Below are 19,969 nucleotides of genomic sequence, written 5' to 3'. Positions count from 1 at the left end.
CAAAAATTTCGGCCGAGGGTGGATTGTTGCAACTTACCGTAAACGGCATTGTACACCAGGTGGATGTCGAAGACGACATGCCGCTGCTGTGGGTCCTGCGGGACGAGATCGGGCTGAACGGACCGAAATATGGCTGCGGCGTCGCGGCCTGCGGGGCATGCACTGTGCATGTCGGTGGGGTGGCGGTGCGGTCGTGCCAAACCCTGGTATCCGATGTGGATGGGCCGGTGATGACCATCGAGGGGCTGGGGACGCCTGACGAAATGCACGCCGTACAAGCGGCCTGGCTGGAACACCAGGTGGCGCAATGCGGGTATTGCCAGGGGGGGCAGATGATGCAGGCAGCCGATCTGCTGACGCAAAATCCTGACCCCACGGATGCCGATATTGACGAGGCGATGTCGGGCAACCTGTGCCGCTGCGGTACTTATCCCCGCATCCGTGCCGCTGTGAAGTCCGCGGCCAGATCCATGCGGGGGGCATGACCATGGGCCGGGCCGGAACCATTGCACGCCGGAGTTTTGTGGTCGGATCTGTCGCTCTGTTGGGCGGGGTGGCGTTCGGGTATTATCAATACAAACGCCCACCCAAAAACCCTCTGCTTGACGGGCTGGGCGAGGACGAAGCCGCCCTGACGCCCTATGTTCTGATCAACGCAGACGGCATCACCCTTACCACGCCACGGGCGGATATGGGGCAGGGCAGCTATTCGGTTCAGGCCGCGCTGATCGCCGAGGAACTGGATGTCGCGCTTGATCAGATCCGCGTCGACCCCGGCCCACCGTCGAAAGCCTATTACAACACCGCACTGGCCAACGAAGCCGTACCCTTTCCCAGCACGGACCAAAGCACGGCAGCCAATGCCATGCGGGGCACCGTCGATGCGGTGATGAAATTTATGGGGCTGCAACTCACGGGCGGGTCGACCACCGTGCCCGACGGGTACGAAAAATTGCGCATGGCCGGCGCGGTCGCCCGCGAGACGCTGAAACACGCCGCTGCCGAACAGACCGGGCTTGCCGTTACCCAATTGAAAACCGATCACGGGGCGGTGGTGTTGCCGGATGGCCAGCGCATTCCGTATCAGGCGCTTGCAGCAACTGCGGCCAGGATTGATCCTGTGACGAACGTGACCTTGCGGCCGTCGACCCAGTGGCGTCTGATTGGAAAACCGATGCAAAGGGTCGATATGGTGGCGAAATCCACTGGAACGCAGGCCTATGGTATCGACCACCGGATGGATGGGATGGTGCATGCGGCGATCCGACTGAACCCCCGTAAGGGAGGCGATGTTGTCAGCTTTGACGCTTCCGCCGCCGAAGCGATGCGGGGCGTGCAACAGGTCATCGAGGTGACGGGCGGCATTGGCGTGATCGCGGATAACACCTGGCGCGCTTTTCAGGCCGCCGACGCGATCGAGGTCGAGTGGGGGCCGGCCCCTTACCCCGCCGCGCAAAGTGAACACTGGCAGGTTTTGTCGGACACGCTTGATGCGGCCGCCCCGGATGCGACGCCACGCGACGATGGTGACATGGATGCTGTCGATGCCTCGATCGAGGCGGAATATCGCGCGCCTTATGTGGCGCATGCGCCGCTGGAGCCGCTGAACGCCACGGTTCTGGTGGGGGAGGGACGCGTAGATGTCTGGACCGGCAACCAGATCCCGCGCATGACCCAGGCCAGCGTGGCCGACATGACGGGCATATCGGCCCGCGATGTGCATGTGCATATCCTGATGATGGGTGGCAGTTTCGGTCACCGTCTGGAAGACGAGGTCGTCAAGCGCGCGACCGAATTGGCGATGGCGCTGCCGGGCACGCCGGTCAAGCTTACCTATAAACGCGAAGAGGATACCGCGCAGGATTATACCCGCCCCATCGCGCTGATGCGGGGGCGCGGTGCGGTTGATGGCGGCAAGGTCACGGCGATGGAAATTCGCGTGGCCAGCCCCTCGATCCTGGACAGCCAGATGGGCGAGCGGCAGGGAATGAACCTGCCCGGCCCGGACAGCGCAATCACCCAGGCGCTGTGGGACCAACCCTATGCCATTCCGCACTATCGCGTGGTCGGCTATCGCCCGCCCAAGCTGGGGCCTGTCAGCTCGTGGCGGTCGGTCGGTGCGTCGCAAAACGCGTTCTTTCACGAAAACTTCCTGAATGCGCTGATCCACGAGGCCGGTGCCGACCCGGTCGAAGAACGGCTGCGCCTGATGACAGATGCGCCGTCGCGCAAGGTTCTGGAAGCCGTGGCCGAGATGTCGGACTGGGGCGGATCACTTGATCGGAACACGGCGCGCGGCGTGGCCTTCAGCCTGTCCTTCGGCACCCCGGTCGCCGAAGTGGTCCAGATCAGGCAAACCGAGGCCGGAATTGCCCTGGACAAAGTCTGGGTGGCAGCCGAGGTGGGCCGCGTCGTGGACCCGATCAACTTCGAGAACCTCGTCCAAGGCGGTGTGATCTGGGGGCTGGGACACGCAATCAACAGCCAGATCACCTATGCCGATGGCATGGCCGAGCAGCAGAGCTTTTTTGATTTCGAAGGACTGCGGAATTACCAGACGCCCGAAATTTTCGTGCGCGGGCTGGAAAACCGTGATCGGGTGACGGGCATCGGTGAGCCGCCCGTGCCGCCCGCCGCACCGGCCTTGGCCGAGGCGCTGTTCCAGTCAACCGGCGAACGCCCGACCGAAATGCCCTTCGCCAACACGTTCACATTCGTCTGACCGATCTTCCACCACTCACGGGGTCAGGCAAAAACGCGCTCGCCAGCAATGGCGGGCGCGTTTGAATTTTGGAAAAGGGGAAGGAGGGGTCTTGCACCTCTGCGCATACGCGCATTCACCCCAGGATATTTGGGGCCAGAAGAAGGGGGGTGGGATATCAGCTGGGAAAATCTTTGGCCCGAGAATTTGACATGCGAAATGGAGAAGAACCCTACTTGGTCGAGGTACTTGCGCTTCTTGTTCTGACTGGAGAACCTACACTGGCCGGAGAGATTCTTCAGACGTGTCTAGAGTGTCTGTCTGAGATTTCGTTCTGAGGGAGATTTTAGGGGTGTGTTGGCCTACGTTATAGTTCAACGCACGAATTGGCGACACCAATTGCATTCGCCTTTTACTGGTAACACGTATCCAACTCTCTTCTAAGCGTGTTAAACGCCGCCCCAGTTTCAGAAAACAACAACTGACCTTCGGATAATGCGTTTTGGACTTCGCTTAAGTCGAACTTGAAGTGCTCCAATATCATGTCACAATAGAGTTTGAACGCTTCCTTATGGCGATCGAATATCACTTGAATACCTTCATGAAGCCGCCCATTCGGACAGAACTTGGCTACAAGCTCTTCCCGCTCTGATTTGGATACCGATATCACTTTGAATCCGGGGTTTTCGACAATTGTGAAGTTACGATGGGACCTACTCGCACCATCTAAATATCCGTGCACGAGACGATTGCGGACAATCTCTAGGAATACCTGCTCGTCTGTGCTGGCTCTGCAAATTAATTCAGCTGACAGAACGCCAATTGAGGCAACTTCGCATGTGCTGTGAAACAGGTTCCCACGATTTGTCAGCTTAGCATCAGCGACTAGTCGACGGATTGTTCCGTTAGTTGAAGCGAGCCCTTTTGCAGTGTCTTTCACACAGCCAAACAGTATGGGGAAGCCGAGGAGTTGGCTGCCGGAAGCACGATCATTTAGGTGTTGATCGAGAACCCAGCGCCAAGATTCAACTGGGAAAACAGCGCCCAAAATTATCTGCTGGATGGCATCAACAATTTCTGATCGGCTACGTTTCACCGCCATACCTACCGCCTCTTCCCACGCCCCGCCCTCTGTCCCGGCTTCCCAGCCGTTGAGCGCCCCTTCACCTTCTGCGCTGCATCCCCGGCCGCTTCAATCGCAGACTGACGCGCCAGTGGGTCGTCGGCGATGGCCAGTTCGACGGCTTCCAGCCGATGCACCTCGTCACGCAGGCGGGCGGCTTCCTCAAACTCAAGGTTCTCGGCCGCTTTGCGCATCTGGGCTTTCAGCCCCTCAAGATGCGCGATCAGGTTGTCGCCCATCATCGGTTTGTCGATTGTCGCCGTGACGCGAGCCATGTCGGTGTCGCCTTCATAGAGACCCGACAATACGTCATCGATGTTCTTCTTGACGGTTTCGGGCGTGATGCCGTGCAGGTCGTTATAGGCTTGCTGCTTCTCGCGCCGCCGGTTGGTTTCGCTCAACGCGCGTTCCATCGAGCCTGTGATCCGGTCGGCATACATGATGACACGGCCTTCGGCGTTGCGCGCGGCGCGGCCGATGGTTTGCACAAGCGAGGTTTCCGAACGCAGGAAGCCTTCTTTATCCGCGTCCAGAATGGCGACCAGACCGCATTCCGGAATGTCCAAGCCTTCGCGTAGAAGGTTGATGCCCACCAGGACGTCAAAAGCGCCCAAGCGCAGGTCGCGCAGGATCTCGATCCGTTCGATCGTGTCGATGTCCGAGTGCATGTAACGCACGCGGATGCCCTGTTCGTGCAGGTATTCGGTCAGGTCCTCGGCCATCCGTTTGGTCAAGGTCGTGACCAAGGTGCGCATGCCTCGGTCGGCCACCTTCCGCACCTCGTCCAGCAGGTCATCGACCTGCATATCCACGGGGCGGATTTCGACCTCGGGGTCCAGAAGGCCGGTGGGGCGGATCACCTGTTCGGCGAAGACACCACCGGTCTGCTCAAGCTCCCAACTGCCGGGGGTGGCGGAGACGAAGACGGATTGCGGGCGCATGGCGTCCCATTCCTCGAACTTGAGCGGACGGTTGTCCATGCAGGAGGGCAGGCGGAACCCGTGTTCGGCCAGCGTGTATTTACGCCGATAGTCGCCGCGATACATGCCGCCGATCTGGGGAACGGATACGTGGCTTTCATCGGCAAATACAATCGCATGATCGGGGATGTATTCAAACAGGGTTGGGGGCGGTTCGCCCGGGGCGCGGCCCGTCAGATAGCGCGAATAGTTCTCGATCCCGTTACAGAAACCGGCAGCTTCCAGCATTTCAAGGTCGAAGCGGGTGCGTTGTTCAAGGCGCTGGGCTTCCAGTAGTTTGCCTTCGTCCTCGAACTGCTTCAGACGGACGGCCAGTTCCTGTTTGATGCTTTGAATCGCTTGTTTCAGCGTCGGCGTGGGCGTGACGTAGTGCGAATTGGCATAGACGCGGACCTTTTCCAGCGTGTCGGTTTTCGCGCCGGTCAGGGTGTCAAACTCGGTGATCGCCTCCAGTTCCTCGCCGAAGAAAGACAGGCGCCAGCCTCGGTCTTCCAAATGGCTAGGCCAGATCTCCAGACTGTCACCGCGCACCCGGAACGACCCGCGCTGAAACGCGTTGTCATTGCGCTTGTATTGCTGGGCCACGAGGTCACGCATGATGGATCGCTGGTCGTATTCCTTGCCGACCTCGATATCCTGCGTCATGGCGGTGTAGGTTTCGGGGCTGCCGATGCCATAGATGCAACTGACCGACGCCACGATGATCACATCGTCCCGTTCCAGAAGCGCCCGCGTGGCCGAGTGGCGCATCCGGTCGATCTGTTCGTTGATCTGGCTTTCCTTCTCGATGAACGTGTCTGATCGGGGGACGTAAGCCTCGGGCTGGTAATAGTCGTAATAGCTGACGAAATATTCGACCGCGTTGTCGGGGAAATATCCCTTCATTTCGCCGTAAAGCTGGGCGGCAAGGGTCTTGTTCGGGGCCAGAATGATTGCGGGGCGTTGCGTTTCCTCGATGATCTTGGCCATCGTGAAGGTCTTACCGGTGCCGGTTGCCCCCAGAAGGACTTGTTCGCGTTCCCCGCTGTTGATCCCGCTGACCAGTTCAGCGATGGCGGTGGGCTGATCGCCTGCGGGTTTGAACGGGGTGCTCATCACAAATCGCTTGCCGCCTTCCAGTTTGGGGCGGGCTGTCGGGGCAAGGGTCGGGTTGGTCAACGGGCTGTGGGTCATGCGAATCCTTCCGCTGGTTAGAATGGTCACATTTTGTTCTGCTTCAAGGGGTAAGGAAAACTTTACCTCTTCCTCCCCATAATTAGCGAATTGAGCGATTTGCCCAGATTTCGGATCATGACACCAAGATAGTCGCTTTCGGAATTGTGAAGGCATTTACCAGTTAGCAACCAAAGGTTGCATGAGTGCAGAGAGGAGCGAAAGCCACCTTTTTGCTTACTGCTATCTAAATGTATGAAAAATATCAGAAATATTTGTCAAAACTGGCAAAATTTCTCTCAAAAAATACAACTGATGGTATTTTTTGGGCTTGCTCAGCCCGTGGCAGCACGCTAAGTTGAACGGGCAAGCAGCAGAACGGTCTGCCGGTGGCGACGATACACCCACCCCACCCCTCGCTCCCTCGGAGCTACCGGCAGCCACTCTCTTTTTCAAAACCACCACTCACGATGCGCTTCCAGCCCGCAGCAGGGTTGGAAGTCGCATGTGCCCTGTTGGTACCCGATTGCGCCGAACGCCGGATTACGTGCCAATTTCCCTTGAATTACCGCCCGGCATGCCGGATAAACCGTCCAGGCTTTCAAGGAGATCCCGGATGCGTGCACGTATCTATCAACCCGCCCGCAACGCCATGACGTCAGGACAGGCCAAAACCAGGGTTTGGCTGTTGGAATACGCCCCGGACGAGGCGCGGGATGTGGATCCGTTGATGGGGTGGACAAGTTCGGCCGACACGCAAAGCCAGGTGCGGTTGAAATTCGACACGAAAGAAGCCGCGCTGAACTATGCCCGCGATCACGGAATCGACGCGATTGTGCAAGAACCGCACAAACGTCACCCGAATATTCGACCGGGGGGGTATGGCGAGAATTTTGCAACCAATCGGCGCGGTCCCTGGACCCACTGAAGCGCCGCAAGCCCACATTCACCAGTCATTTTGACACGTCTTGTCAGACGTTCAGAAACGCAAGCGCCGAAGCTTCAAATTCGCGCGGCTTTTCAGCATGCAGCCAATGTCCAGCCTGCGGTATCCTGGCGTGCCGAGCTTTGGGGAACAGTGCCTTGATACATGGCCTGTGGTCGGGCAGCACGTAATCTGACATCGCCCCTGACAGGAACAGCACGGGGCCTGAGAACTGTTCCGTCATCTCGGGAAACCCGACGATCAGATCCATGTCGCGTTCAAGCACATCGAGGTTCAGGCGCCATGCGCGCGCCTTGACGTCCAGCGATTGTAGCAGGAACGCCCGCACAGATGCTTCATCGACGAACTGCGCCAGTTGCCGGTCTGCATCCCCACGCGTTTCAACCTGCGACAGGTCGATGCTGCGCATTGCCGTGATCAGGGATTGTTGGCTGTGGGAATAGGCAACGGGGGCGATGTCAGCCACCAAAAGGCGGCGCACCATGTCGGGTTGGGTCATCGCAAAGACCATCGCCGCCTTGCCGCCCATGGAATGCCCGATCACATCTGCGGTGCCGCCCAGGCTGTTCACCACCTCGGCCAGATCGGCGGCAAGGTCGGGATAGCTGTGGCTGTCCGTCCACGGGCTTTGACCGTGGTTGCGCATGTCCACGCAGACCACCTGACGAGTGGCTGACATGCGTTTGGCGATCACGCCCCAGTTGCGCGCGGACCCAAACAGACCATGCGCAATCAGGACCGGCGGTTGCACCGTGTCGGTGCCATATCTCTGCATCTCAAGCATGCGGTTTGATAGCGTGGCGGTGGGTGCGCTTGAACCCCTTTTTTCTTCTGTCGCCTCTTTCGCGTCTGGCCCTAATGCCGATAAGATAGGCGCGAAGAAGGATCATGGAAGGCAGGCGCCGTCGTGGACATACACGCGCGCACAGATCGGCTGGCCCAGTTGCTGGAACAGCGGCTGGATATTCGCGGCGCGGGGTTTGAAACCAAACTGCGCCGCGCAGGTCGGTTATTGCCACGCCATTTGCGTCGTGACGGTGACAGACTGGTTGAGGCCATGAGACTGGCCCGGCATCCGCGGTTGGGGCGGCAGTTGGATCAGGTGAGGCTGGAGAAAGCGGCCAATGCGATCGAGCATTATTTGCTGAATTTCGATGCGTGGGACCGACGACGGGGCATTGCGGTCAGCGTTTCGACCAGCATTCTGACGAATATCCTGATCGTCATCGCCTTGGGTCTGTGTCTCGCCCTTTGGCGCGGATTGATTTGAGCGAGTATCAGGACATAAATACAGATGGTTGAAAAAATGAAAGCCCCGTCTGGTTGGCGGGGCTTTCTGCAGCTGCGATATCGGATACCTGCAAGCGACGGCGTTAAGTTGCGGCCTTACAGATTCGGATAGAGAGGGAACCGCGCGCAGAGATCGGCGACCTTCGCCTTCACTGCAGCCTCCACCGTCTGATTGCCGTCCTCGCCATTGGTGGCCAGCCCGTCAATCACTTCAACGATCAGGTCCGCGATCTGGCGGAACTCGGCTTCGCCGAAGCCGCGCGTGGTGCCGGCAGGTGTGCCAAGGCGGATACCCGAGGTGACGGTGGGTTTCTCCGGGTCAAACGGAATGCCGTTCTTGTTGCAGGTGATATGCGCCCGGCCAAGGGCCTTGTCGACGATGTTGCCGGTCACGCCCTTGGGGCGAAGATCAACCAGCATCACATGCGTATCGGTGCCGCCGGTCACGATGTCCAGCCCGCCCTTCATCAACTGATCGGCCAGCGCGACGGCATTGGCGCGAACCTGCTTCTGATAGGTCTTGAATTCGGGGCGCAGCGCCTCGCCAAACGCGACGGCCTTCGCAGCGATCACATGCATCAGCGGGCCGCCCTGAATGCCGGGGAAAATGGCCGAGTTGATCTTCTTGGCCAGATCCTCGCGGTTGGTCAGGATCATGCCGCCACGCGGACCGCGCAGGGTTTTGTGGGTCGTGGTCGTCGCTACATCGGCATAAGGGAAGGGCGAGGGGTGTTCGCCCGCCGCAACCAGACCGGCGAAATGCGCCATGTCAACCAGCAGGAAGGCCCCGACCGAATCGGCGATTTCACGAAACTTCGCAAAGTCGATCTGGCGCGGAATGGCCGAGCCGCCAGCGATGATCAGCTTGGGTTTGTGCTCGGTCGCCAACGCCTGCACTTCGTCATAGTCGATCAGGTTGTCCTGCTTGCGCACGCCATATTGCACCGCGTTGAACCACTTGCCCGACTGGTTGGGGGCCGCGCCGTGGGTCAGGTGACCGCCCGAGGCAAGGTTCATACCCAGGATCGTGTCGCCCGGCTGGATCATCGCCATAAAGGCACCCTGGTTGGCCTGGCTGCCCGAGTTCGGCTGCACGTTGGCGAATTCACACCCGAAAAGCTGCTTGGCGCGATCAATTGCGAGCGTTTCGGCCACGTCGACATACTGGCAACCGCCATAGTAACGACGCCCCGGATAGCCTTCGGCGTATTTGTTGGTCAGGACCGAGCCTTGTGCCTCCATCACGGCGGCGGACACGATGTTTTCCGAGGCAATCAGCTCGATCTCGTCGCGTTGGCGGCCCAGTTCATCGGTGATCGAGCCGTAAAGCTCGGGATCGCGAGAGGCGAGGGGTTCGGTGAAGAAACCTTGGTCACGGGTGGAGGTCATGCGCGTAATCCTTGGGTTGGAAGCCAGATGTCCGGATTTCCTATCGGAAACGCCACAGATCGCAAAGACCGGAAAGCGACATCGCTGCGGAAAGACGCGGCAATTTCTGGCACTTTGGGGAAACATGTGTTTCTTTCGGAAACCAAGGGACAGGCACAGGAAACCCGAAGATGAGCCACAATATCGCGTTCGTCGCCAGCAACGCCGAAATCGCCGAAGCCGCGAAGGCAGAACTGGTAGCCCGTTATGGCAACAAACCTGTGGACGATGCCGACATCATTGTCGCGCTGGGTGGCGATGGGTTCATGTTGCAAACCCTGCATGACACGCAAGACTTGTCCGCACCCGTCTATGGCATGAACTGTGGCACGGTTGGGTTTTTGATGAATGAGTATTCGCCCGATGACCTGGTCGAACGCCTGATCGCCGCTGAGGAAGAGGTGATCAACCCGCTTGCCATGCGCGCGGAAGGGGCGGATGGCAGCATTCACAAGGCGCTTGCGATCAACGAGGTCAGCCTGTTGCGCGCCGGTCCGCAGGCGGCGAAACTGCAAATCAGTGTGGATGGTCGGGTGCGCCTGCCTGAACTTGTCTGTGACGGCGCCTTGTTGTGCACGGCGGCCGGGTCAACGGCCTATAATTACTCGGCACATGGTCCGATCCTGCCCATCGGGTCAGACGTTTTGGCGTTGACGGCAATGGCCGCGTTTCGTCCACGCCGGTGGCGCGGGGCACTGCTGCCGAAAAACGCCGTGGTGCGGTTTGATGTGATGGAGCATGAAAAGCGCCCGGTCATGGCCGATGCCGACGGGCGATCCGTGCGCAACGTGGTGTCGGTCGAAATCAAGTCAAACAATGAGATCGCACACCGCATTCTGTTCGATCCGGGCCACGGGTTGGAAGAACGACTGATCCGAGAACAGTTCGTCTGATCCACAGCCCGTGCTGCCGGTTCAGCGGTGGCTCCAGCTTTCCCGTTTCCGATAAATGGTCGAGGGTGACACCTGAAGCACCTGGGCGGCGCGCGGAATTGATCCGCCCTGCATGCGAATCGTCTCTTCAATCACGATGCGTTCGATTTCTGCCAGCGGCCGGCCCAACAGCCCCATCTTGTCCAGCGGTCCTGCTGGTTCAGAACTGATGCGAGGCACGGACAGCCCGGCCAGAAGGTCATCCGGCAACATCTCGGTGGTCACGGTTTCGCCGTCGTGGTGCAGCACGATGTTCCAGATGACGTTGATCAACTGCCGGACATTGCCGGGCCAGGGGTGCGCCTGCAGGACATCGACCGCGTCAGGTGTGAAACCGCGAAACCGGCGACCTTCGCGGCGGGCCATCTGAACCAGTTTCGTGTTGGCAATCGCCAAAATATCCTCGCCGCGGTCGCGCAGGGCGGGCAAGGTGATCGGCACGACGTGCAGGCGGTAGTAAAGATCCCCGCGCAGACGCCCGGCTTCGATCTCGGTCTGCGCGTCCTCGCTGCTGGCGCAGATAATGCGGGCATCCACACGTGTTGCATCATGTGAGCCCAATGGCGATACGTCGCCGCTTTCCAGGAAGCGCATCAGTTGATTTTGCACCTGCAGATCCATCCGGGTGATGCCGTCCAGAAACAACGTACCGCCATCGGCAGCACTGGCGGCGCCACCCGGTCCGCGCGAGCTTGCAAAGAGCTGTTGGGCCAACGTGTCCGGGGCCAATCGCGCGCAATCAACAACGATGAACGGGCCTGATGCGCGTTGGCTTTCTGCGTGAAATGCACGCGCCAGCAGCTCTTTTCCCGTGCCGGTTTCCCCCTGAATATAGATTGGTGCGTTGGATACCGCGATGGTGTCCAACGCGTGCAGCACCGGTTTCATGGACAAATCAGACAGGACCATGCCGTGCCGTATCGGATGCGCGTCGTCGGAGTCGGGTGCTTCCTCGTGGGTGGACTGCAAGGTGATCGGGCGCGCAGGGGGGCTGGAAACATCAGTTGATGCCGTCGTGTCAGAGCGTTCTGCGATGCTTTTGCACAGCGCCTGAGTGATAGTTTTTTTCAGGCGATCCGGTGTGAATGGCACGAAAATGCAATCCAGCGCCCCGATGCGCATGGCTTCGGCGGCATCGTTGATCTGGTCACTTTGGGATACAACGATAATCGCCTGATCGGGATCGTATTTCATCAGATCGCGAATAAGGGGAAGTGTGCTGCACCCGTTCACATCCAGCGGCACGATAGCAAGATCGACTCGCTGCCCATCGGTCAGAATTTGCGCATCCGTGATCGAGTTTGCCTGCCTCATGTCGCAGTCCAGCGACTGGAGAATGTCGGACGGGAACAGGCTGGATATCTGGGGTGGGATCAGCGCCATCACCACGGGACGCGGACCGGCGGTGGCGGAGGAGCAGGCAGGGTCAGAATGACCGCGGTCCGGTGTCGCCATGGTTGCTCCCCAATAAATCTGCTCAAAAAATAATTGCTCTGTTGGTTCTAGCCTACCGTTGGAAAAAATCAAAAAAGAACTCATCCGACGCGGGGCCGGATGAGTTGCTTGCCGTCATGGACCTGCCTCAGCCGGCATAGCCAAGGCTGTGCAGCGCCTCGCGGATTTCTTCCAGAATGGCAGGGTCGTCGATCGTGGCGGGCATCTTGTAATCCTTGCCGTCGGCGATCGAGACCATGGTTGCGCGCAGGATCTTCCCCGACCGCGTCTTGGGCAAACGATCCACCACGATGCACAGTTTGAAAGCTGCGACAGGTCCGATCTTGTCACGCACCAGCTTGACGCATTCGGCTGTCACCTCACCCTCGGGCCGGTCGGTCCCCGCATTCAGGCAGATCAGCCCCAGGGGCAATTGCCCTTTCAACTGGTCGGTGACGCCGATCACGGCGCATTCGGCCACATCGGGATGGCTGGCCAGAACCTCCTCCATCGCGCCGGTGGACAGACGGTGCCCTGCGACGTTGATCACGTCATCGGTGCGCGCCATGATGTAAAGGTATCCGTCCTCGTCCTTGTAACCGGCATCCCCCGTTTCATAATAGCCGGGGAAGGCGTTCAGATAGCTTGATTTGAACCGTTCTTCGGCGTTCCAAAGCGTGGGCAGGGTGCCGGGTGGCAGGGGCAGCTTGATCGCGATGGCTCCCAACTCGCCCGCGGGCATCGGATGGCCTCCTTCGTCAAGGATCTGCACGTCATAGCCCGGCATCGGAACGGAAGGCGAGCCCAGCTTGACTGGCAATTCCTCGATCCCCAAGGGGTTTGCGGCAATCGCATAGCCGGTTTCGGTCTGCCACCAGTGGTCGATCACCGGCACCTTCAACTGTTCCTGTGCCCAGACAATGGTGTCCGGATCAGCACGTTCGCCGGCCAGATAGACCTGTTTCAAGCAGGACAGGTCGTACTTCTTGACGAAGTCACCCTTGGGGTCTTCACGTTTTACCGCGCGAAACGCGGTGGGGGCCGTAAAGAAGGACTTCACGTTATGTTCGGAAATCACCCGCCAGAAGGTGCCTGCATCCGGGGTGCCCACGGGCTTGCCCTCGAACACGATGGTGGTGTTGCCGTGGATCAGCGGGCCATAGGTGATATAGCTGTGACCAACCACCCAACCCACATCAGACGCCGCCCAGAACACGTCACCCGGATCGACGTTATAGAGGTTCTTCATTGTCCAGTTCAGCGCCACCAGATGTCCGCCGGTATGACGGATCACACCCTTGGGCTGCCCGGTCGTGCCAGAGGTGTAGAGGATATAGACAGGGTGGTTGCCCTCGACTGGCAGGCAATCGGCCGGTTCCGCCGATGCCTCCAGCTCCGCCCAGTCAAAATCGCGCCCGTCGATCAGATCGGCCACCGCTTCCTCGCGTTGCAGGATGATGGTGAACTCGGGCTTGTGTTCGGCAATGTCGATCGCCCCGTCCAGCAATGGTTTGTAGGCTATGACGCGCCCCGGTTCGATCCCGCAGGACGCGGCGATGATCGCCTTGGGCTTGGCATCGTTGATACGCACGGCCAGTTCGTTCGATGCAAACCCGCCGAACACCACCGAATGCACCGCACCGATCCGGGTCACGGCCAGCATCGCCATCAAGGCCTCGGGCACCATCGGCATGTAGATGATCACGCGGTCGCCTTTTTCGACGCCCTTTGCTTTCAGCGCGCCCGCGATGGCTGCGACGCGGTTTTGCAACTGGGCATAGGTGATCTTGGCCTTGTTGCCGGTGATCGGGCTGTCATAAATGATCGCCACCTGATCGCCGCGGCCGTTTTCGACATGGCGGTCGACGGCATTGTAGCATGTGTTCACCATGCCGTCCGAGAACCACTCGTAAAGCGGTGCGTTTTCGTCAAAGAGCGCTTTCGATGGCGACTTGTCCCAGGTGATCGCCTTGGCGGCGTCCATCCAGAATGCTTCCGGGTCTGCCTGCCACGCAGCGTAAACGTCTTTGTATGCCATGGTGCACTTCCTCCAGTTTCCCTTGGTAAGAAGTGTTACGCGCCTGACTGTCCTTGGGGCAAGCGTGCTGTTTCATGGTGCGACGGTTTGACGGAAAAAATTTGCAATCGAGCAGGAAATGGCTTGCAAATTTTTGCAAACCACTGCGAAACAAGCGTCTGAATTTTGAAAAAGGCGGAATTTGCAAATCTGCAAACTCCGCCTTGCAAAGATTAGCAGCCCTGAGTCGTCTCAGCCATACTTGGCAACGGGTGTGCCGGCGACCGCCGACATGTTCAACAGCCCGCGTGCCGTGATTGACGGCGTGACGATATGGGCGCGGTTGCCCATGCCCATCAGGATCGGCCCGACCTCAAGCCCGCCGCCCTTGACCTTCAACGTGTTGCGCACAGCACTGGCAGCATCGGCATTGGCAAACACAAGCGTGTTGGCCGGCCCGTCGAAACGGGCATCGGGGAAGATGTGGTTCCGTACATCCGTGTCCAGCGCCGCGTCGACATGCATCTCGCCCTCATACGCGAAATCGCGCGGACGGCTGTCCAGAATTTCAAGCGCGCCACGGGCCCGTTTGCCGCTGTCGCCATCGTGGTTGCCGAACTGAGAATAGGAACAAAGCGCGATTTTCGGCTCGACCCCGAAGCGGCGCACATGGCGCGCTGCTGCACACACCGATTCTGCGATCTGTTCCGACGTTGGTGTGTTGTGCACGTGCGTGTCAGCAATGAACAATGGGCCATCCTGCAAGATCATAAGGCTGAGCGCCCCAATCGGGTGCAATTGGTCTGTCCCGAGGATTTGCTTGATATAGTTCAGGTGCCACAAAAATTGCCCGAAGGTGCCGGCAATCATGCTGTCTGCCTGTTCCAGATGCACCATGATCGCGGCAATCGCGGTCGTGTTCGTGCGCAAGATCGCCTTGGCAAGATCCGGCGTTGTGCCTTTGCGCGCCATGATCTGGTGATAGGCGGTCCAGTAGTCGCGATAGCGGTCATCGCGTTCCGGGTTCACGATCTGGAAATCCTTGCCGGGCGTGATTGACAGACCGGCACGTTCACAGCGATGCGCGATCACGTCCGGTCGTCCGATCAGGATCGGCGCATCGGTGGTTTCCTCAAGCATCGCGTTGGCGGCACGCAACACGCGCTCATCCTCGCCCTCGGCAAAGACGATGCGGCGCTCGGCGGTGGCGGCGGCTTCGAAGACCGGGCGCATGATCAGGGCCGAGCGGAATACGGATCCGTCCAGCGTCGCCTTATAGGCTGCGATATCGTCCACCGGGCGTGTGGCGACGCCGCTTTCCATCGCGGCTTTTGCCACTGCGCTGGCAACGACACCCATCAGACGCGGGTCAAAGGGCTTCGGGATCAGGTAGTCCTCGCCAAAGCTGAGTTGTTCGCCCTTGTAGGCGGCGGCGGCCTCGGCAGAGGTTGTCGCGCGGGCCAGAGCCGCGATTCCTTCGATACAGCCCAGTTGCATCGCGTCGTTGATCTCGGTCGCGCCAACGTCCAACGCACCGCGAAAGATGAAGGGGAAACACAGGACATTGTTGACCTGATTGGGAAAATCCGACCGACCGGTTGCGATCAGCGCATCAGGCGCAACGGCGCGCACTTCGTCGGGCATGATCTCGGGCGTGGGGTTGGCAAGTGCGAAAATGATCGGGCGTTTCGACATTTTTGCGACCATTTCGGGCTTCAAAACGCCGGGGCCGGACAGACCCAGGAACAGATCGGCATCCTTGATCACATCGTCCAGTGTGGCCGGAGTCTTGCCTTGAGCATAGGCGGCCTTTTGCGGTGTCATCTCGGTCTCGCGGCCTTCATAGACAAGCCCGTCGATATCGCACAGCCAGACGTTTTCGCGCTTCACGCCCAGTTTCAGCAGCATGTTCAGGCAGGCAATCCCAGCCGCCCCACCGCCGGTGGACACGACCTTGATCTGATCGAATGACTTATCAGCAACGCGCAGCGCGTTGGTGGCCGCCGCGCCCACGACAATGGCGGTGCCGTGTTGGTCGTCATGGAACACCGGAATGTTCATCCGCTCGCGACAGATTTGTTCAACGATGAAACAATCGGGGGCCTTGATGTCTTCCAGGTTGATCGCGCCGAAGCTGGGTTCCATGGCGCAGACGATCTCGGCCAGTTTTTCGGGGTCTTTTTCGTTCAGTTCGATGTCGAAACAGTCGATGTTGGCAAATTTCTTGAACAGAACCGCCTTGCCTTCCATCACCGGTTTCGAAGCCAGCGCGCCAATATTTCCAAGACCAAGCACCGCAGTCCCGTTCGACACAACGGCAACCAGATTGCCCCGTGCGGTGTAGCGGCTTGCCGCCGAAGGGTCGTTCTTGATTTCGATACAGGCTTCGGCCACCCCCGGCGAATACGCCAGGCTCAGATCGCGCCCGTTCGCCATCGGTTTCGTGGCGCGGATCTCCAGCTTCCCGGGCTTCGGAAATTCATGGTAATCCAGTGCGCGTTTGCGGGGGTAGTTGTCGTCGCTCACGGTGTCCTCCGGCAAGAAGTTTAACTTTAAACTATCTTTTGGGTCGCTTTACTACAGGTAAAGGTGCGCAATCAAGCCTGCTTGCGCAATCACAGGATAGCGCAGGAAATCGCAGGCACGTCAATATGGGCGGTTTGGCCTTGCATCCCGCTGCGTGGCGGGTCACGGTGTCTGAATACCAACCTCATATCCGTTCAGGAGGCCCGATGTCGCTGCTGGATGCTGCCAAAACCGCGCGTGAAAATGCGTATGCCCCGTATTCGAATTTCAAGGTGGGCGCGGCACTGCGATGTGCGTCGGGCCATGTATATGCGGGCTGCAATGTTGAAAACGTGGCCTATCCCGAAGGCACCTGCGCCGAAGCGGGTGCCATCGCTGCCATGGTGGTTGCGGGTGATCACAAGGTTGTGGAAGCGGTGGTCATCGCGGATGCCCCCTTGCCGGTGACACCCTGCGGTGGATGCCGCCAGAAACTGGCCGAATTCGCCGACGCAGATGCCACCATCAGAATGATGACGATGGGTGGCGAAAGCCTGACCATGACCATGGCCGAGCTGCTGCCGGGCGCTTTTGGCACCGAGCATATGGAGAACACATGAACCGTGCCTTCCTGATCGTTCTGGACAGCGCCGGCTGTGGCGGCGCCCCTGACGCGCACAAGTTTTTCAACGACAAGACGGTGCCGGATACCGGGTCCAACACACTGGCCCATATCGCGCAGGCCTGCGCCGAAGGCCGGGCCGAGGATGGGCGCTCTGGCCCATTGAAGATGCCAAATCTGGACGGGCTGGGGCTGGGGGCGGCGATCCGGCTGGCCTCGAATGATGAAACGCCGGGGCTGAACGCAACCCCGCACGGCCTGTGGGGCGCGGCGCAAGAGGTGTCGAATGGCAAGGACACGCCGTCCGGCCATTGGGAAATTGCTGGTGTGCCGGTGCCATGGGACTGGGGGTATTTCCCCGATACCCAGCCTGCCTTTCCCGAAGACCTGACCCGAAAGATTTGCGAAATCGCCGGTGTGGATGGCATTCTGGGCAACAAGCACGCATCCGGCACGCAGATCATCGAAGACCTGGGCGCCGAGCATGTGCGCACCGGCAAGCCCATCGTCTATACCTCGGTCGATAGCGTGATCCAGATTGCCGCCCACGAAGAGACGTTTGGCCTGGATCGGCTGATCTCGCTGTGTGAGGACATCGCACCCATCGTCCACAAAATGCAGGTTGGCCGTGCCATTGCCCGCCCCTTCGTCGGGTCCGAGGCCGAGGGCTTCAAGCGCACCACCAACCGCCGCGATTTTGCGATGACTCCGCCCAAGCCCACCCTGTGCGATTGGGTGCATGACGCGGGACGCAAGGTTCATGCAATTGGCAAGATTGGCGACATCTTCGCCCATCGCGGCATTGATACCTTGAAGAAAGGCGCAGACGCCGAGTTGATGGAACATCTTGTGGCGTCGATGGACAGCGCGCAGGATGGCGATCTGGTTTTTGCAAATTTTGTCGAGTTCGACAGCCAATACGGCCATCGGCGCGACGTGTCGGGCTATGCCCGCGCGTTGGAATGGTTCGACGCCGAACTGCCACGCGTGTTTGACAAGATGCGCGACGGTGACGTGCTGATCTTCACCGCCGATCACGGCAATGATCCGACCTGGGTCGGCACAGATCACACACGCGAACGTGTCCCGGTGATCGGCGCCGGACTGGGCGCAAAGGAAATTGGCATTTGCGGTTTCTCTGACATTGGGGCATCTGTCGCGGCACATCTGGGGCTGGACGCCCGCGGGGCGGGGAAGTCGTTTCTATGAGTTTCAAAGCATTGCCAAAGGTCGAGTTGCACACCCATATCGAAGGGGCGGCGCCGCCAGACTTCATTCGCGGATTGGCAAAGGAAAAAAACGTCGATCTGTCTGGGATCTTCGCGGCAGATGGCGGCTATGCCTATCGCGATTTCTGGCATTTCCTTGAAGTATATGAAGCGGCAACCTCGGTGCTGAACTCGCCGCAAGATTATGCGCGGTTGACCCGTGCGGTGCTGGAGAACTGCGCCGAGGCGGGCGTGGTCTATGTCGAGACGTTCATCTCGCCCGATTTCTGCGGTGGGCGTGATGTGTCGGCGTGGCGCGACTATCTTGCCGCCATCCAGGACGCCGCCGCAGAGGCCGAGCGTGATGCGGGCATCACGCTGCGCGGGATCGTGACCGCCGTGCGTCATTTCGGCCCGGACGCGGCGCGTGAGGTCGCGCGGTGTGCGCAACAGACCGCGGGCGGGTTCATCACCGGCTATGGCATGGGTGGGGACGAGAAATCCGGCAAACAGGGCGATTTTGCCTATGCATTCGACATGGCGCGCGAGGCCGGGTTGAAGCTGACCACCCATGCGGGCGAATGGAACGGCCCGGACGAGGTGCGGGCAGCCCTGGATGATCTGCGGGTTGAACGTATCGGCCACGGGGTGCGCGCCATCGAAGACCCTGCGTTGGTCGACCGATTGGTCCAAGACGGGATCACGCTAGAGGTCTGCCCCGGCTCCAACGTCTTTCTTGGTGTCTATCCCGACCTTGCAGCCCACCCGATTGCCAGGCTGCGCGATCGGGGTGTGAAAGTCACGGTGTCCACCGACGACCCGCCGTTTTTCCGCACCGATATGGTGAAAGAATACGAAGATCTGTCGCGCCAGTTTGGCTGGGATGCGGCAGATTTCAAAGCCCTGAACCTGACCGCCATCGAGGCGGCGTTTTGTGATGATGCGACACGCGAGCGTGTGCGCAAGATAGTGGAGGCCCAGGATGTATGAGCATCTGACCGTCGTGAAGCACCCGTTGATCCAGCACAAGCTGACCCTGATGCGCGACGAGACCACGCCGACCAACCATTTCCGCCAGCTTCTGCGCGAAATCAGCCAGCTTCTGGCCTATGAGGTGACGCGCGAGCTTCCGATGGAAACCCAGCGGATCAAGACGCCGATGCAGGAGATGGACGCCCCGGTGCTGGCGGGGCGCAAGTTGGCACTGGTGTCGATCTTGCGGGCGGGCAATGGGTTGCTGGACGGGGTTCTTGAACTGATCCCATCGGCCCGCGTGGGGTTCGTCGGGCTGTACCGCGACGAGGAAACGCTGGAGCCCGTGCAGTATTACTTCAAGGTGCCCGAGGCGCTGGAAGATCGTCTGGTCATTGCTGTCGATCCGATGCTCGCCACCGGCAACAGCTCGGCCGCGGCGATTGATCTGTTGAAAAAGGCCGGTGCACGCAACATTCGGTTCATGTGCCTTCTGGCTGCGCCCGAAGGGGTGGCCCGGATGAAGGAAGCCCATCCCGATGTGCCGATCATCACAGCCGCGCTGGATGAAAAGCTGAACGAAAAAGGGTATATCATGCCGGGATTGGGTGATGCGGGCGACCGGATGTTCGGCACGAAGTAAGGCAGTTATCTGCCGG

Annotated in this window: 16 protein-coding genes; 9 read left to right on the top strand and 7 right to left on the bottom strand. The window is 59.6% G+C overall.

What is annotated here, in order from left to right; genetic code table 11:
- Positions 1 to 26: 26 nt before the first annotated feature.
- Positions 27 to 485, top strand: a complete 459-nt coding sequence (locus IE188_RS03795; RefSeq protein WP_308442431.1) for a (2Fe-2S)-binding protein — start codon at positions 27 to 29, stop codon at positions 483 to 485.
- A 2-nt stretch (positions 486 to 487) separates the two neighbouring features.
- The gene (locus IE188_RS03790; RefSeq protein WP_191285311.1) at positions 488 to 2,722 is read left to right on the top strand and encodes a xanthine dehydrogenase family protein molybdopterin-binding subunit; all 2,235 of its coding nucleotides are present in this window, start codon (positions 488 to 490) and stop codon (positions 2,720 to 2,722) included.
- Positions 2,723 to 3,113: 391 nt separating this feature from the next.
- Here the strand turns inward: IE188_RS03790 and IE188_RS03785 are convergent, their stop codons facing one another.
- Both IE188_RS03785 and uvrB read right to left on the bottom strand, forming a co-directional pair.
- Entirely contained in the window at positions 3,114 to 3,803 is a 690-nt protein-coding gene (locus IE188_RS03785) for a hypothetical protein (protein WP_191285104.1), read from the bottom strand.
- Between the two features lie 2 nt (positions 3,804 to 3,805).
- Positions 3,806 to 5,977, bottom strand: coding sequence for an excinuclease ABC subunit UvrB (gene uvrB, locus IE188_RS03780; RefSeq protein WP_191285103.1), 2,172 nt, complete (start codon positions 5,975 to 5,977; stop codon positions 3,806 to 3,808).
- Between the two features lie 595 nt (positions 5,978 to 6,572).
- On the opposite strand from uvrB, the gene IE188_RS03775 reads away from it, so the two are divergent.
- Positions 6,573 to 6,884: an ETC complex I subunit gene (locus IE188_RS03775; protein ID WP_191285102.1), complete on the top strand. Its 312-nt coding sequence runs from the start codon at positions 6,573 to 6,575 to the stop codon at positions 6,882 to 6,884.
- Positions 6,885 to 6,927: 43 nt separating this feature from the next.
- Here IE188_RS03775 and IE188_RS03770 read toward each other — a convergent pair whose 3' ends face one another.
- Entirely contained in the window at positions 6,928 to 7,686 is a 759-nt protein-coding gene (locus IE188_RS03770; RefSeq protein WP_191285101.1) for an alpha/beta fold hydrolase, read from the bottom strand.
- Positions 7,687 to 7,809: 123 nt separating this feature from the next.
- Here IE188_RS03770 and IE188_RS03765 point away from each other — a divergent pair, with 123 nt between their 5' ends.
- On the top strand, positions 7,810 to 8,172 hold the full coding sequence (locus tag IE188_RS03765) for a hypothetical protein (protein WP_191285100.1): 363 nt from the start codon (positions 7,810 to 7,812) through the stop codon (positions 8,170 to 8,172).
- A gap of 116 nt (positions 8,173 to 8,288) precedes the next feature.
- On the opposite strand, the gene glyA is transcribed toward IE188_RS03765, so the two are convergent.
- Positions 8,289 to 9,581 carry a serine hydroxymethyltransferase gene (gene glyA, locus IE188_RS03760; protein ID WP_191285099.1) on the bottom strand — a complete coding sequence of 431 codons (1,293 nt, stop codon included), beginning with the start codon at positions 9,579 to 9,581 and terminating at the stop codon, positions 8,289 to 8,291.
- 170 nt (positions 9,582 to 9,751) lie between these two features.
- Here glyA and IE188_RS03755 point away from each other — a divergent pair, with 170 nt between their 5' ends.
- Positions 9,752 to 10,513: an NAD kinase gene (locus tag IE188_RS03755; RefSeq protein ID WP_191285098.1), complete on the top strand. Its 762-nt coding sequence runs from the start codon at positions 9,752 to 9,754 to the stop codon at positions 10,511 to 10,513.
- A gap of 21 nt (positions 10,514 to 10,534) precedes the next feature.
- Here IE188_RS03755 and IE188_RS03750 read toward each other — a convergent pair whose 3' ends face one another.
- From IE188_RS03750 to IE188_RS03740, 3 genes are all read right to left on the bottom strand, one after another.
- On the bottom strand, positions 10,535 to 12,007 hold the full coding sequence (locus tag IE188_RS03750) for a sigma-54-dependent transcriptional regulator (RefSeq protein ID WP_191285097.1): 1,473 nt from the start codon (positions 12,005 to 12,007) through the stop codon (positions 10,535 to 10,537).
- 127 nt (positions 12,008 to 12,134) lie between these two features.
- Entirely contained in the window at positions 12,135 to 14,024 is a 1,890-nt protein-coding gene (locus IE188_RS03745) for a propionyl-CoA synthetase (RefSeq protein ID WP_191285096.1), read from the bottom strand.
- A gap of 231 nt (positions 14,025 to 14,255) precedes the next feature.
- Positions 14,256 to 16,529: an NADP-dependent malic enzyme gene (locus IE188_RS03740; RefSeq protein WP_229836462.1), complete on the bottom strand. Its 2,274-nt coding sequence runs from the start codon at positions 16,527 to 16,529 to the stop codon at positions 14,256 to 14,258.
- A gap of 125 nt (positions 16,530 to 16,654) precedes the next feature.
- Here IE188_RS03740 and IE188_RS03735 point away from each other — a divergent pair, with 125 nt between their 5' ends.
- The 4 genes from IE188_RS03735 to upp are packed head-to-tail and all read left to right on the top strand — an operon-like array spanning position 16,655 to position 19,953.
- Positions 16,655 to 17,128, top strand: a complete 474-nt coding sequence (locus IE188_RS03735) for a cytidine deaminase (protein WP_191285094.1) — start codon at positions 16,655 to 16,657, stop codon at positions 17,126 to 17,128.
- Entirely contained in the window at positions 17,125 to 18,339 is a 1,215-nt protein-coding gene (locus IE188_RS03730; RefSeq protein WP_191285093.1) for a phosphopentomutase, read from the top strand. Before IE188_RS03735 ends, IE188_RS03730 begins: the two co-directional genes overlap by 4 nt.
- Complete coding sequence (locus IE188_RS03725) at positions 18,336 to 19,328, top strand: adenosine deaminase (RefSeq protein WP_191285092.1); 993 nt, start codon at positions 18,336 to 18,338, stop codon at positions 19,326 to 19,328. The genes IE188_RS03730 and IE188_RS03725 overlap by 4 nt, the downstream gene beginning before the upstream one ends.
- Complete coding sequence (gene upp, locus IE188_RS03720; protein ID WP_191285091.1) at positions 19,321 to 19,953, top strand: uracil phosphoribosyltransferase; 633 nt, start codon at positions 19,321 to 19,323, stop codon at positions 19,951 to 19,953. The genes IE188_RS03725 and upp overlap by 8 nt, the downstream gene beginning before the upstream one ends.
- The last annotated feature ends 16 nt before the right edge of the window (positions 19,954 to 19,969 follow it).

The sequence above is a fragment of the Aliiroseovarius zhejiangensis genome, assembly GCF_014656375.1.
Taxonomy (GTDB): Bacteria; Pseudomonadota; Alphaproteobacteria; order Rhodobacterales; family Rhodobacteraceae; genus Aliiroseovarius; species Aliiroseovarius zhejiangensis.
Note: the sequence above shows the minus strand (reverse complement) of the source record. Positions and strands in the feature narration are given on the sequence as shown.

Bases quoted from the DNA above. Each gene is read 5' to 3' on its own strand.
- IE188_RS03785 (WP_191285104.1), bottom strand. From the start codon at position 3,803: ATGGCGGTGAAACGTAGCCGATCAGAAATTGTTGATGCCATCCAGCAG.
- IE188_RS03725 (WP_191285092.1), top strand. From the start codon at position 18,336: ATGAGTTTCAAAGCATTGCCAAAGGTCGAGTTGCACACCCATATCGAA.
- IE188_RS03790 (WP_191285311.1), top strand. From the start codon at position 488: ATGGGCCGGGCCGGAACCATTGCACGCCGGAGTTTTGTGGTCGGATCT.
- glyA (WP_191285099.1), bottom strand. From the start codon at position 9,581: ATGACCTCCACCCGTGACCAAGGTTTCTTCACCGAACCCCTCGCCTCT.
- uvrB (WP_191285103.1), bottom strand. From the start codon at position 5,977: ATGACCCACAGCCCGTTGACCAACCCGACCCTTGCCCCGACAGCCCGC.
- IE188_RS03735 (WP_191285094.1), top strand. From the start codon at position 16,655: ATGGGCGGTTTGGCCTTGCATCCCGCTGCGTGGCGGGTCACGGTGTCT.
- IE188_RS03745 (WP_191285096.1), bottom strand. From the start codon at position 14,024: ATGGCATACAAAGACGTTTACGCTGCGTGGCAGGCAGACCCGGAAGCA.
- upp (WP_191285091.1), top strand. From the start codon at position 19,321: ATGTATGAGCATCTGACCGTCGTGAAGCACCCGTTGATCCAGCACAAG.
- IE188_RS03775 (WP_191285102.1), top strand. From the start codon at position 6,573: ATGCGTGCACGTATCTATCAACCCGCCCGCAACGCCATGACGTCAGGA.
- IE188_RS03770 (WP_191285101.1), bottom strand. From the start codon at position 7,686: ATGCTTGAGATGCAGAGATATGGCACCGACACGGTGCAACCGCCGGTC.
- IE188_RS03730 (WP_191285093.1), top strand. From the start codon at position 17,125: ATGAACCGTGCCTTCCTGATCGTTCTGGACAGCGCCGGCTGTGGCGGC.
- IE188_RS03750 (WP_191285097.1), bottom strand. From the start codon at position 12,007: ATGGCGACACCGGACCGCGGTCATTCTGACCCTGCCTGCTCCTCCGCC.
- IE188_RS03755 (WP_191285098.1), top strand. From the start codon at position 9,752: ATGAGCCACAATATCGCGTTCGTCGCCAGCAACGCCGAAATCGCCGAA.